Below are 13,292 nucleotides of genomic sequence, written 5' to 3' on the forward strand. Positions count from 1 at the left end.
ACGCTGTCTACAGCCGCTCACTCACCAAGAAAGTCGCCATCATCGCCGTCGCCAGAAAGCTCCTCACCCACCTCAACGCCATGCTCAGAGACCGTAAAGCCTGGGCCTGACAACACAGTTGCCAGCCTCCGCTGGAATGACCAACGAGGGGCCGCCCCGGAAAAGCCGACAAAAGCCGACAAAAGCCCACGGCAGGAAAAAATCCCCCGCCGCCGGCGCGGAACCCTCCGCCGCCATCGTCGTTTCTCAACCGTGCCGATTGCATCCCCCTTCCGAAAGGCCGCCCCCCATGATGTTCCGCCCGCTGCTGATCGCCGGATCGCTCGCCATGCTCACCGCCTGCGCCGCGCAGAGCGAAGCGCCGCCGGGCGACCGGGCCGCCCCGCCCGCCTCGGCCGCCTCCGGGGCTTCCGGCCCGGCGGTCTGTGAGACCGCCGATTACGCCTGGGCGGTCGGCGAACCGTGGGAAGCGGTGCGGGAGCGCGTCGAGGCCCAGGTCGAGGCCGAGAACCTCACCCTCCGGGCGCTCGGGTCGGGCGACCCGATGACCATGGACTATCGGAGGGACCGGCTGACCCTGGTCTACACCGACAAGGGCGTCGTCGAATCGGTCGACTGCGTCTAGAGCGCGGACGCCCGGTCCTTCTCTTTTGTCGTCATGCTGGACCCCGATCCAGCATCCATACGGCCTCGTCCCATGGATTCCAGCCTTCGCTGGAATGACGTTCTCTTTTGCCGGTTCCGCCGGCGCGCCGCGTTCAGCCTGCCGCGCCGCCGCGCCGGTCCTCCGCGATCATCGCCGCCGCCTTCTCCGCGATCATGATGGTCGGGGCGTTGGTGTTGCCCGACGTGATCGCCGGCATGATGGACGCGTCGGCGATTCGCAAGCCGCCGACGCTCCGGACCCTCAGCCGGGGGTCGACCACCGCGCCCGCGTCCCCCTCCGGCCCCATCCGGCAGGTGCCGACGGGGTGGAAGATGGTGGTGCCGATATCGCCGGCGGCGCGCGCCAGATCCTCCTCGCTCACGAACTCCGGCCCCGGCCGGAACTCCTCCGGCGCGAAGGGCGCCAGCGCCGGGGCGGCGGCGATGCGGCGGGTCAGCCTGATCGATTCCGCCGCCACGCGCCGGTCGGCCTCGGCGGACAGATAGCCCGGCGCGATCGCCGGCGCGCTTGCCGGGTCTGGGCTCTTCAGCCGCACGGTCCCCCGGCTCTCCGGCCGCAGGTTGCAGACCGATGCGGTGAAGGCGGGGAACGGGTGAAGGTCGCCGCCGAACTTCTCAAGGCTCAGCGGCTGGACGTGATATTCCAGGTCCGGCGTCGCCTTCGCCGGGTCGCTGCGGATAAAGCCGCCAAGCTGGCTGGGCGCCATGGTCAGCGGCCCGCGCCGGAACAGCGCGTATTCCAGCCCCATGCCGACGCGGCCGAGAAGGCTGTTCGCCCGCTCGTTCATCGTCCTGGCGCCGCGCACCCTGAAGGCGGCGCGGATCTGAAGATGGTCCTGGAGGTTGCCGCCGACGCCGGGCAGGTCCAGCGCCGGCTCGATTCCATGTTCGGCCAGATGCGCCGCCGGCCCGATGCCGGACAGCATCATGAGGTGCGGCGACCCGACCGCGCCGGCCGAGAGGATGACCTCCCCGTCCGCCCGGATAGTCTCCTCCCCGCCGCCATTCCCGCCGCGCCGGAAGGCGACCCCCGCCGCCCTGCCGTCGCGCAGGATGAGACGGGTCGCCTGGGCGTGGGTGATGATGGTGAGGTTCGGCCGCCCCATCGCCGGGCGCAGGAAGCCCTTGGCGGTGGTCCAGCGCACGCCGCGCTTCTGGTTCACCTGGAAATAGCCGAACCCCTCATTGTCGCCCCGGTTGAAATCGTCGGTCAGGGGGAAGCCGGCCTCCGCCGCCGCCGCGCGGAAGGCGTCCAGGATGGGCCAGGAGATTCGCATCTCCTCCACCCGCCATTCGCCGCCGGTCGCGTGATGGTCGTCCGCGCCCCGCGACTGGTCCTCGGATTTCAGGAAGTGCGGCAGCACGTCCTCCCAGCCCCAGCCGGGATTGCCCATCTGCCGCCAGTCATCGTAGTCGCGGGCCTGGCCGCGCATGTAGATCATGCCGTTGATGGAGGAACAGCCGCCCAGCACCCGGCCGCGCGGATAGGCGATGGACCGGCCGTTCAGCCCAGGCTCCGGCTCCGTCGCGAAGCACCAGTCGGTGCGCGGGTTGCCCATGGTGTAGAGGTAGCCGACCGGGATGTGGATCCACAGGTAATCGTCCCTGCCGCCGGCCTCCAGCAGCGCCACCCGCACCGACGGGTCCGCCGACAGCCGGTTGGCCAGCACGCAGCCGGCCGATCCCGCGCCGACGATCACGTAGTCGAACCGGCCGATTCCGTCGCTTTCTCCAGAGACGCCCGCTCCCATGCCCGCCATTCCCCTTACCTCCGATGCCGCAAGGCTGGCATCGACGGGTGGCGCTGGCAAGGAAGCGTCAAATGGAGGGGTCGTCGGGGTCGTCCCAACCCTCCCGCGCGATGCGGGCGCGCAGCGATTTCGACCGCTTCTCCCGCCTGCGATGCTGATAGGCGGCGACCGGCCGGCGGACGAGGGCGTAGCAGACAAGCCAGGCCGCGACCGAGATGGGCAGGCTGCCGATCAACAGCGGCAGCCAGATCGGCCAGACATCCTTCAGGAACAGGTCGAGATCGAGCGTGATGGCCGCGCGGGTCATGTCCGCGAACAGGATGACGAATTCGGCGGGGGAAACCAGCGCCGGCCCCGCCGGGTCCGGATGAAGCCAGAAACCCAGCCGGTAGCTGGCGATCCAGACGAACGGCCAGACCCACGGGTTGCCGAAGAAGGTGCCGAGCAGCGCCGCGATCAGGTTGCCGCGCAGCAACGCCGCCAACCCGATCGCGGTCAGGAAATGCAGCCCCAGCAGGGGCGTGATCGACGCGGCGACGCCCGACGCCAGCCCGGCGGCGATGGCGTGGGGCGTGGCGTTCAGCCGGCCCAGCCTGTGGCCGACATAGGCCCCGGCGCGCCGCCAGCCGGCGCTGGGCCAGAAGACGTCGCGCGCGCGGCGATGCCAGCGGATGGGCGAACGGCGGCGGAACATCGGCCGGAAACGATCCTTGTCGACGGGAAGGTCGGGACGGGGAACCCGACCCTAGTGCCGATCAGTCGCGACGGCCAGCGAACAGCGGGCTGAGCGGCCGTCCCCCAGCGGACTTCCGCGTGGACTTCCGCGTCGGCTTCCGCCCCGGCGGCTTACGGGGCTGTTCCGGCCCGCTCCGGTCGCCGGGACGGTGGCGCAGGCCGTGCAGGATGCCGCGCCCGATCTCGATCAGGAGGATCGTCAGCCCGGCGCCGGCGGCGACATAGACCAGGCTCGCCTTGTCGACCGGCAGAGTGGGCTTGTAACGCGCCCAGGCGTCGGCCGCGATCTCCGGATCGAACGCGCCGGCGAAGACGAACGGCTTGCGGGCAATGCCGGCCCGCTCCAGCGCCCGCTGCGCGTCGCCCAGAAGCGCCGCGCGGTTGATCTTCGCCCGCATCGCGACGCCCTCGCCGACGATGCGGCGATCGTCGTTGGTCCGGAAGATTTCGATATATTCGTAGAGCGCCAGGTCGGCCTCGCGCGCGCGGTCGGTGATGGACGCGACATCGCGCTCCGCCTCGGCCACGCGGCCGGCCAGATTCTGCTGATAGGCGTTCATGAAGCCCGCAAGCTGTGAACAGACCGCGACCGCCGCGAGGACGGCCGCGATTCGCGCCAGCACTCCGAGCCTGTGGCCGAGATATGAAAGCACCTGTCCCTCCTTGGATGGGGGAACGATGCCGGAACAACACGGCGGCTTTATGTTGCCATTTGCCATAATTTCGTCTTGCGCCGCGCATGTCCGCCCCGCGCCCGGCGCGCGGCTCCGCCTCACGCGGTGTCTTCCCCGAAGGCGGTGACAGGATTATTTCCGTTCCCGGCAGCGAGGCGGCAGCCGACCGCCCTGCCGGCTTTTCCCAACATCGGTGGATGGACGGACGATCCATGGGATCGTTTTCTCTCGCGGCCCAGCGCCGGCTGGAAATCGGGCTGGCGCTCCTGGACGGCGACGCGCCGGCGGACGCCGCCGACGCCTTCCGCGCCGCGCTGGAGGAAGCGCCGGACTATCCCGACGCCTGGTTCAGCCTGGGCCATGCCTGCGAGGCGTCGTGCGATCCTGACGGCGCGGCCGAAGCCTATCGCCGCTACCGCGCGCTCGACCCTGGGGACGCGATGGGCGCCGGCGTCCGGCTGGCGCTTCTGGGCGCGGAGGCGACGCCGGACCGGCTGCCGGCCGCCTATGTCCGCGCCCTGTTCGACCAGTACGCCCCGCGCTTCGACCGGGCGCTGACGGAGCGGCTGGGCTATCGCGCGCCGGCGCTGCTGCGCGAGGCCGTGCTGGCGGACCGGCGTCCGGACGATCCGCCGCTGTCGATCCTCGATCTCGGCTGCGGGACCGGGCTGGGCGGCGCGGCCTTCCGTGACCTGGCGGTCTGGCTGGAGGGGGTGGACCTCTCCCCCGGCATGGTCGCCAGGGCGCGCATGCGCGGGCTCTACGACGCGCTGGAGGTAGAGGATATCGAGACGGCGCTGGACCGGGCGGAGCGCCGCTACGATCTGGTGCTGGCGGCCGACGTGCTGGCCTATCTGGGCGATCTCGGGACGGTCTTCCGGCAGGCGCGGCGCGTCCTGATGCCGGATGGCCTGTTCGCTTTCACCGTGGAGCGGACGGACGAGCCGGGCTTCCGGCTGGGCGAGAAGCACCGCTATGCCCATAACGACCTCTACGTCGCCGCCCAGGCCGCCGTCGCCGGCTTCGAGGTGGCGCGCATGAGCCTGGACTGGAGCCGCACGGAGGCCGGAGCGCCCGTGCCGGGGCTGGTCGTCGTGCTGTGCGCGGCGGCGGAGATCGGGATGGACGATGTCGTCATAGCGCCGCCGCCGGAAACCGGACGCGGGCGGCTCGACGCCTGACCTTCCGGGTCCGGGGGTGCGGATTTCGCGGGCGTTGGCTATGGTCGGCCATGTTCGAAGGATTCACGCTCGATTTCATCGACCTTCCGGAAGCCAGGCTGAGGGTCCGCCATGGCGGGTCGGGGCCGCCGGTGCTGCTGCTACACGGCCATCCGCGCACCCATGCGACATGGCATCTGGTTGCGCCGATCCTCGCCCGGACACATACGGTCGTCTGTCCGGACTTGCGCGGATTCGGCCAATCCTCCAAACCCGCCGACACGCCGGACCATCGCGGCTCCTCCAAGCGCGCCAAGGCCGGAGACTGCGTCGCGCTGATGCGGCGGCTGGGGTTTGAGCGGTTCGCGCTGGTCGGCCATGACCGCGGCTCCTACACCGCCTTCCGCACCGCGATGGATCACCCGGACGCTGTGACCCGCCTCGCCATCCTGGACGGCGTGCCGATCGTTGAGGCGCTGGAGCGGTGCGACGTACGCTTCGCCCAGGCCTGGTGGCACTGGTTCTTCTTCGCCCAGAAGGAGAAGCCCGAACGGGCGATCCTTGCCGATCCGGACGCCTGGTACGGAGGATCGCCCGAGAGGATGGGGGAGGAGAATTTCGCCGACTACCGCGCCGCGATCCACGACCCCGCCACCGTCCACGGGATGATGGAGGATTACCGCGCCGGGCTGGGCGTCGACCGCGCCTATGACGAGGAGGATCGGCGGCAAGGCCGGAAGGTGCGCTGCCCCGTCCTCTGCCTCTGGTCGCTGAAGGACGATCTGGAGGCGCTCTATGGCGACGTGCTGGGCGTCTGGCGGCCCTGGGCGGCGGACCTCCGGGGGCACGGCATCGACAGCGGCCACCATATGGCCGAGGAGGCGCCGGAGGAACTGGCTGCCGCCCTGCTGCGGTTCCTGGAGGAGGAGCCCGCCCGATGAACTATCGGCATGCCTACCATGCCGGTGGGGCGGCGGACGTGTTCAAGCATGTCGTGCTGACCATGCTGGTCGACGCGCTGCGGGCGAAGGAGAAGCCCTTCTCCGTGCTGGACACCCATGCCGGGATCGGCCGCTACGATCTGGCGGGGGCGGAGGCCGGCAAGACCGGCGAATGGCGCGACGGTATCGGCCGGCTGCTTGGCGTGGACGTGCCGGAGGGGGTGCGGCCCTATCTCGACATCGTCCGCGCGATGAATGGCGGCGGGGAGGAGATCGCGACCTATCCGGGATCGCCCGCGCCATGCTGCGCCCGCACGACCGGCTGCGGCTGGTGGAACTGCATCCGGAGGATCTGGCGGCGCTGAAGCGTCTCTATGCCGGCGACGGGCAAATCGCCATCCATCACCGCGACGCGTACGAGGCGCTGAAGGCCCTGACGCCGCCGCCGGAGCGGCGCGGGCTGGCGCTGATCGATCCGGCCTTCGAGGTCGAGGACGAGTTTGCGCGCATGGTTCGCGCGCTGGCCGAGGCGCACCGCCGCTGGCCGACCGGCATCTACGCGCTGTGGCATCCGATCAAGCATCGCGCGCCGGTCGACCGCTTCCATGGCGACCTGGTCAATACCGGCATCCGCCGCATCCTGGCGGTGGAGCTGACGGTCTACGCCGAAGCCCGTCCCGACCGCCTGACCGGCTCCGGCCTCGCCATCGTGAATCCGCCCTTCGGGCTTGAGGCAAAGCTGGCCGAAACCCTGCCGCCGCTCCAGTACCTGCTGGCCCGCGACGGCGGCGGCGTGGAGATCAGGTGGCTGGTGCCGGAGTAGGTTTTTTTTTGTTGGTCATTCCCGACTTGATCGGGAATCCATAGGCCGTCGCCGCTTCACCGAAGGCGAAGAAGCGGGCGCCGTTCCGGCGGCCTTCGACGTCCCATGGATGCCGGATCGGGGTCCGGCATGACGGTTTTTCCTTGGAGGGGCGGTTATTCCGCCGCGAGCCGCTCCAGCAGCCGGGCGCGCGTTCCTTCGTCCACGAAGGCGGCTTCAAGCGCGGTGCGGGTGAGGCCGAGGAGGAGTTCGTCGGATAGGCCGAACTCCCGGCTGGCGATCTCGTACTCCCGGCCGATCGTGGTCGCGAAATAGGGCGGGTCGTCGCTGTTCAGCGTGACTTTGACGCCGGCCGCCATCAAAGTCGGCAGCGGGTGGGCGGCGTAGCCGTCATAGATGCCGGTCGCGACGTTGCTGGTGGGGCAGACCTCCAGCACGATTCCGCGCGCCGCGATCTCCTCCACCAGCGCCGGATCCTCGACCGACCGGACGCCGTGGCCCAGCCGCGTGACCGGCAGCTCCAGCGCCTTCCTGATCTGCTCCGGCGGCCCCCATTCGCCGGCATGGGTGGTGCAGGCCAGCCCCGCCTCCTCACGGGCGATGCGGTAGACCTCCGCGAACTGCGCCGGCGGGTATCCCGCCTCGTCGCCGCCCATGCCGAAGCCGGTGACCAGCGGGTGCGGATGCCGGGCCGTCAGCCGCGCCACCTCCAGCGCCCGCTCGACGCCGAAATGGCGGACGCAGGTGACGATGCAGCGGCCCTCCATGCCGGTCTCCGCGCGGGCGTCCTCGATCCCCCGGGCGATGCCCTCGACATGGCCCTGGTAGGAGAGGCCGGCCTGGGCGGCATGGTCGGGAGAAGACATGACCTCGACATAGATCGCACCCTCCGCCGCGCAGGCGACGAGATACTCGTATGTGACGTCGCGATAGTCCTCCTCCGTCCGGATGGTCGCGGCGGCGGCGTCATAGGTCTTGAGGAAATCCAGAAAGCCGTCCCAGGCGAAGGTCCCGTCGTCCCGGAACAGTCCGTCGGGCGTGGCCATCCCGTTGCGCCGCGCCAGCCGCCGCACAAGGTCCGGCGTCGCCGTCCCCTCCAGATGAACGTGAAGCTCGGCCTTGGGCAGGTTGCGGGTCATGTCCGGTGTCCTTATACGGCTCATAACTCTCCCGCTGGCTCCGGCACGCGGGCGCTGGGGGAGGAGGGCGGGACGCGGTTGCGGGTTTCGCGGTGGAGGATATAGAGGCCGCTGCCGACGACGATCAGCGATCCGGCGATGATCCAGAGGTCCGGCAAATCGCCCCACAGCCAGAAGCCCAGCAGCACCGCCCAGACCATCGCGGTATATTCGAACGGCGCCAGGATCGCGACCGGGGCGATGCGGAACGCCTCCGTCAGCGCCAGGGTCGCGGTGCCGCCCAGAAGGCCGGTGGCGACCAGCAGGACCCACTGCCAGCCGGTCGGCGTCCGGAAGTCGAAGGTCATCATGACGCCGGAGATGGCGATGACCACGATCGCGGAATAGAAGATGAGGGAGGCGTTGGTCTCCGTTCGGGTGAGCTTGCGGATGAGGGCGGTGGAAAGGGCGTAGCAGAAGGTGCCGGCCAGCGCCGCCAGCGCGCCGATCGAAAGGAAGCCGGCAAGGTCGGTGGTCCCCGGCCGCAGCATGACGATGACGCCCAGGAAGCCGACGCCGACCGCGCTCCACCGCCGCACGCCGACGCTTTCGCCCAGCAGCGGCACCGAGAGCGCGGTGATGAAGATCGGCGCGGCGAAGGCGATGGCGTAGGCGTCGGCCAGCGGCATCACGCTGAAGGCGTAGTAGAAGAAGAAGGCCGCCCCCATGCCGATGAGCCCGCGCAGCATCTGGGCACCCGGCCGCCGGGTCGCCAGCGCCGACAGCCCGCCCGACCGCGCGATCAGCACCATCAGCGGCAGGAGGCCGAACAGGCTGCGGAAGAAGACGAGCTGCGCCGTGCCGAAATCGTCGGTCAGCCATTTCACGACCGCGTCCATCAGCGACAGCAGGAAGACTGCCAGCGTGTAGAGGCCGATTCCCCGCAAGACGACGGAGCCGGCCGCCGGACCGGCGAGTTTGGTTGCGCTCATGGCTGCCTGGGACGCTGAAAAGGACCTTTCAGCGATACGCCGCCCGCAAACACCTGTCCAGACGGCGGCCGGAAAATCGCTCAGCCGATCTTTCGGGCGACCGGATCGCCTGGGTTGACGGCCCGGTGGCCGACCGAGAAAGCCCGGCGCAGGGCGTCGGCGGCGCGATCGGCCTGCGCCCTGTCGCGGGCGTGGAGAAGGGCCAGCGGACGGCCCTTCGGTCCGACCGCTTCGCCGATCCCCGCTGCCTCCGTCAGGCCGACGGCGGGATCTATCGTGTCGGACGGGGCCTTGCGGCCGCCCCCCATCTCCACGATCGCGACGCCGATGGCGCGGGTGTCGATGGCGGTGACTACGCCCTCCCTCGCGGGATGGACCGGGACCGTCAGCGGCGCTTCCGGCAGATCGTCGCGATATGTGGCCAGGATGTCCTTCGGCCCGCCCAGCGCCGCGACCATGCGGGCGAACCGGTCGGCCGCCTCGCCGCCGTCGATCGCGCTCCCGACCCTGGCGCGGGCCTCCCTGGCGTCGGCGGCGAGGCCGCCCAGCATCAGAAGCTCCGCCGCCAGCGCGACCATCACCTCCCGCAGGCGCGGATCGGCGGCGCGGCCGGTCAGGAAGTCGAGGGACTCCCTAACCTCCACCGCGTTTCCGGCGGCGCGGCCCAGCACCTGGTTCATGTCGGTCATCAGCGCGACGGTCGGCAGCCCGGCGCCGTTGGCGACGGTGACGAGGCTCTGCGCCAGTTCCGCCGCATCGTCCGGATCGGGCTTGAATGCGCCTGAGCCGAACTTGACGTCCATCACCAGCCCCTGAAGGCCGGCGGCCAGCTTCTTCGACAGGATCGACGCGGTGATGAGGTCCAGGCTCTCCACCGTGCCGGTGGTGTCGCGGATGGCGTAGATGCGCTTGTCGGCGGGCGCGATGTCCTTCGTCGCGCCGATGATGGCGCAGCCGGCGGATCGCACGACGCGCTCCAGCGTCTCGTTGTCCGGCAGGCTGCGATAGCCCGGAATGCTGTCCAGCTTGTCCAGCGTGCCGCCGGTATGGCCGAGGCCCCGGCCGGAGATCATCGGCACGTAGCCGCCGCAGGCGGCGATGGCGGGGCCGAGGATCAGGCTGACCTTGTCGCCCACGCCGCCGGTCGAATGCTTGTCCAGCACCGGCCCCCCCAGATCCTTCGACGACCAGTCGAGCACGGAGCCCGAGCGCATCATGGCGCGGGTGAGGGCGACCCGCTCGCGCATGTCCATGCCGCGGATCAGGACGGCCATGCAGAAGGCGGCGACCTGGCCCTCGGTCACCGTCTCCGCCGTGACGCCGCCGATGAAGGAGGCGATCTCGTTCTCGGTCAGGGTGCCGTTGTCGCGCTTCTTGGCGATGATCTCCTGCGTCAGCATCGGATCAGTAGCTTCCGGCCGCCGGTTTCGCCGCGTCTTCCGCCGGCAGGTTCAGCATGGAGCGGAGGTCCGTCATGATGCCGGACGCGCCGATGCGGAAGGTGGCCGGCGTCGCCCAGCCGGAGCCCATCATGTCGTCGGCGAGCGCCAGATAGCGCGCGGCCTGCGCTGTATCCTTGATGCCGCCGGACGGCTTCAGTCCGACCGCGCGGCCGGATCGCTTGATCGCGTCCAGCATGATCGCGGCGGCCTCGAGCGACGCGCCGCCGCCGACCTTGCCGGTGGAGGTCTTGATGAAGTCGGCCCCCTCCGCGATCGCGATGTCGCTGATGGCGGCGACCGTTTCGGCGTCCGGAAGCTGGCTCGTCTCCAGGATCACCTTCAGCGGCACGTCGGAGCCGCAGACCTTCCTGCAGGCGGCGACCACCTCGCGGCCGATCGCCAAGTCGCCGGCCAGATGGGCGCGGTAGGGATAGACGATGTCGATCTCCTCCGATCCCTCGTCGATTGCCTCCCGCGTCTCCCTGGCCGCCTTCTCCGGGTCGGCGCCGCCCTGCGGGAAGTTGGCCACGCTGGCGACCTTGACGCCGGTGCCGACCAGCGCCTTGCGGGCGACGGCGACGAATTGCGGATAGAGGCAGACGGCGGCCACGTGGCCTTCCGGCGTCACCGCGCGGTGGCAGAACGCCTTGATCCGTTCCGGCGTGTCGTCGTCGTTCAGGCTGGTGAAGTCCAGCAGCGAGAGCGCCCGTTTCGCCGTTTCCCGCGACGCGGCGGCCGTCGCCGCCCGGTCGATTCGGGCGCGGAGCGTGTCGGTGAGGGCGAAGGGCGCTTGCTCGGCGGACATGGCTGCACTCATGGGGCGGCTGGGACGTGCTGAGTATCTACAAATCATAGGCGCGCCGGCGGACCCATGCCAGCCCCAGCCGGGAGGAGGCTAGTGCGATGGTTTCAACGCTTGGTTCCCAAGCGTTGAAAGCTGAATCGCACTAGAGTCAATAGGTTGGTGTTCCGATGCCGATGGATGGTTCCCATCCATCGGCATCGGAACACTAGGCCGCGCTGGTCATGCGGCGGGCGACCAGCGCCTTGAGGTCGGCTTCGGGGCGGGCGCCGACATGGGAGATCACTTCCGCCGCGGCGATGCTGCCGATGCGGGCGCAGTCGGGCAGGGAACGGCCGGCGGTCAGCCCGTGGAGGAAACCCGCGGCATAGAGGTCGCCGGCGCCGGTCGTGTCGACCACCTGGCCCAGCCGTTCGGCCGACGCCTCGTGCGTCGTCGCGCCTTCCAGCACGATCGATCCCTTCTCCGACCGGGTGATGACGGTGATGGCGCAGGCGCCGCGCACGGCCGCGATGGCGTCCTCCAGCGTGGACACGCGGTAAAGCTCCATGATCTCCGTCTCATTGCCGAACAGCACGTCGACATGGCCGTCGATCAGGTCGCGGAAGCTGTCGCGGTGCCGCTCCACGCAGAAGCTGTCGGACAGGGTGAGGGAGACCTTGCGGCCGGCGGCGTGGGCGATCCGGGCGGCCTTCAGGAAGGCTTCCTTGGCGGTCGGGCGATCCCAGAGATAGCCTTCCATGTAGATGATCTCCGCCGCCTCGACGATGGCGGGATCGATGTCGTCCGGCGTCAGCTCGTTGGCCGCACCCAGGAAGGTGTTCATCGTACGCTGGGCGTCCGGCGTCACCAGGATCAGGCTGCGGCCGGTCGGCGGCTCCTGGTGCAGGGGCGCGCTCTCGAACGTCACGCCCATGGCGCGGATGTCGTGGCGGAACACCCGGCCCAGTTGGTCGTCGCGCACCTTGCCGAAGAAGGCGCAGGCCGACCCCAGCATCGCCGCGCCGGCCATGGTGTTGGCGCATGACCCGCCCGACATCTCGATCCCCGGCCCCATCCGACCGTAGAGGTCCTCCGCCTCGTCGGCCTCGATCAGCCGCATCGCCCCCTTGGTCAGCACGTTATCGTCTAGAAAGCGATCGTCGGCATGGGCGATCACGTCGACCAGGGCATTGCCGATGCCGGCGATGTTGAACTTGGCTGTCATGGGTAGGCGGCTCCGGCCGGAATATCGAAAGCTTGTCGCGAAAGGCGCGGAGTATAGCGAGCGAAGGCCATCGGGCAAGCCGCGCGCCCCCGTGCCGGCTTGAAGCGGGGGCATGGTCGGCCCAACTGGGGCGGGGACGCCTGTTTCGCGTCCGGAATCATGAACCGGGGACCCCAGGGATGATCGCCGCCTTCTTCCGCGCGCTCGGCCAGTTGACCGACCCGCCCGTGCGCCGGGTGCTGTGGCGGTCGATCGCGCTCAGCCTGCTGCTCATCATCCTGCTGGTGACCGGCCTCTACGCCCTGCTGGCGGCGGTGCAGGTCACCGGCCTCGTCTGGCTGGACACCACGATCGACGTGCTGGGCGGGCTGGGGGCGCTGGTCGGGGCCTATTTCCTCTTTCCCGCCGTGGTCGGCATGGTGGCGGGGTTCTTCCTGGACGCCGTGGCCGATGCTGTGGAGGCACGGCACTATCCGGGACTGCCGCCGGCGCGGTCGCTGGGAATGGGGGAGACGGTGCTGGCGGCGCTGCGCTTCTTCGCCATCCTGGCGATCGCCAACCTGGCGGCGCTGGCGTTGGTCTATCTGATCCCGGTGCTCAATCTCATCGTCTTCTACGTGCTGAACGGCTACCTGCTGGGCCGGGAGTATTTCGAGCTGGTGGCTTTGCGGCGGATGCCGGCGGCGGAGGCGGCGGCCTTCCGGAAGCGGCATGGCGGCCGCATCTTCATGGCCGGCGCGGTGGTCGCGCTGGTGCTGTCGATCCCGATCGTGAACCTGATCGTTCCGATCCTTGGTACGGCTTTTATGGTTCATATATTTCAAGGTCTTGTCTCAAAATTCTCACAGCACGGCTGAGTCGTTTGCTGGTGATCTCCCGGTTCTGTGTTACGATCCCGGCAATCGCAGACCAGATATGGGATCAACATCAACTTCGGGAGTCTATAGCCGGTGTTTCGACGAAAGAGCCCACCACCGGGGA

Annotated in this window: 12 protein-coding genes and 1 pseudogene; 5 read left to right on the top strand and 8 right to left on the bottom strand. The window is 69.5% G+C overall.

Going from position 1 to position 13,292, the window contains the following annotated elements:
- Positions 1–289 precede the first annotated feature (289 nt).
- Positions 290–625 (top strand): hypothetical protein, encoded by a 336-nt coding sequence (locus AAFN89_RS04480; protein ID WP_347536368.1) that lies wholly within the window; start codon positions 290–292, stop codon positions 623–625.
- Between the two features lie 133 nt (positions 626–758).
- On the opposite strand, the gene AAFN89_RS04485 is transcribed toward AAFN89_RS04480, so the two are convergent.
- The 3 genes from AAFN89_RS04485 to AAFN89_RS04495 form a co-directional block, all read right to left on the bottom strand.
- On the bottom strand, positions 759–2,417 hold the full coding sequence (locus tag AAFN89_RS04485; RefSeq protein WP_347537028.1) for a GMC family oxidoreductase N-terminal domain-containing protein: 1,659 nt from the start codon (positions 2,415–2,417) through the stop codon (positions 759–761).
- Between the two features lie 67 nt (positions 2,418–2,484).
- On the bottom strand, positions 2,485–3,111 hold the full coding sequence (locus AAFN89_RS04490) for a DUF2062 domain-containing protein (protein WP_347536370.1): 627 nt from the start codon (positions 3,109–3,111) through the stop codon (positions 2,485–2,487).
- Between the two features lie 61 nt (positions 3,112–3,172).
- On the bottom strand, positions 3,173–3,805 hold the full coding sequence (locus AAFN89_RS04495) for a DUF2937 family protein (protein ID WP_347536372.1): 633 nt from the start codon (positions 3,803–3,805) through the stop codon (positions 3,173–3,175).
- A gap of 233 nt (positions 3,806–4,038) precedes the next feature.
- Between AAFN89_RS04495 and AAFN89_RS04500 the strand changes: the two genes are divergently transcribed.
- The 3 genes and pseudogenes from AAFN89_RS04500 (at position 4,039) to rlmJ (ending at position 6,750) form a co-directional block, all read left to right on the top strand.
- Positions 4,039–5,007, top strand: coding sequence for a methyltransferase domain-containing protein (locus tag AAFN89_RS04500; RefSeq protein ID WP_347536374.1), 969 nt, complete (start codon positions 4,039–4,041; stop codon positions 5,005–5,007).
- Between the two features lie 50 nt (positions 5,008–5,057).
- A complete protein-coding gene (locus tag AAFN89_RS04505; protein ID WP_347536376.1) occupies positions 5,058–5,927 on the top strand; it encodes an alpha/beta hydrolase in 870 nt (289 codons plus the stop codon).
- 62 nt (positions 5,928–5,989) lie between these two features.
- Positions 5,990–6,750: pseudogene (gene rlmJ, locus AAFN89_RS04510) on the top strand (23S rRNA (adenine(2030)-N(6))-methyltransferase RlmJ).
- Between the two features lie 155 nt (positions 6,751–6,905).
- Here the strand turns inward: rlmJ and AAFN89_RS04515 are convergent.
- The 5 genes from AAFN89_RS04515 to AAFN89_RS04535 all read right to left on the bottom strand — a co-directional run bounded on the left by AAFN89_RS04515 (position 6,906) and on the right by AAFN89_RS04535 (position 12,311).
- Positions 6,906–7,889: an adenosine deaminase gene (locus AAFN89_RS04515; RefSeq protein WP_347536378.1), complete on the bottom strand. Its 984-nt coding sequence runs from the start codon at positions 7,887–7,889 to the stop codon at positions 6,906–6,908.
- 20 nt (positions 7,890–7,909) lie between these two features.
- A complete protein-coding gene (locus tag AAFN89_RS04520; RefSeq protein ID WP_347536380.1) occupies positions 7,910–8,860 on the bottom strand; it encodes a DMT family transporter in 951 nt (316 codons plus the stop codon).
- Between the two features lie 80 nt (positions 8,861–8,940).
- Complete coding sequence (gene deoA, locus AAFN89_RS04525; protein ID WP_347536382.1) at positions 8,941–10,260, bottom strand: thymidine phosphorylase; 1,320 nt, start codon at positions 10,258–10,260, stop codon at positions 8,941–8,943.
- A 4-nt stretch (positions 10,261–10,264) separates the two neighbouring features.
- Positions 10,265–11,107 (bottom strand): deoxyribose-phosphate aldolase, encoded by an 843-nt coding sequence (gene deoC / locus AAFN89_RS04530; RefSeq protein ID WP_347536384.1) that lies wholly within the window; start codon positions 11,105–11,107, stop codon positions 10,265–10,267.
- A gap of 205 nt (positions 11,108–11,312) precedes the next feature.
- Complete coding sequence (locus AAFN89_RS04535) at positions 11,313–12,311, bottom strand: adenosine kinase (protein ID WP_347536386.1); 999 nt, start codon at positions 12,309–12,311, stop codon at positions 11,313–11,315.
- Between the two features lie 179 nt (positions 12,312–12,490).
- Between AAFN89_RS04535 and AAFN89_RS04540 the strand changes: the two genes are divergently transcribed.
- Complete coding sequence (locus AAFN89_RS04540) at positions 12,491–13,168, top strand: EI24 domain-containing protein (RefSeq protein ID WP_347536387.1); 678 nt, start codon at positions 12,491–12,493, stop codon at positions 13,166–13,168.
- Positions 13,169–13,292 lie beyond the last annotated feature (124 nt).

It is taken from the genome of Inquilinus sp. CAU 1745 (genome assembly GCF_039839375.1).
In the GTDB taxonomy this organism is placed as follows: Bacteria; Pseudomonadota; Alphaproteobacteria; order DSM-16000; family Inquilinaceae; genus JBDOQU01.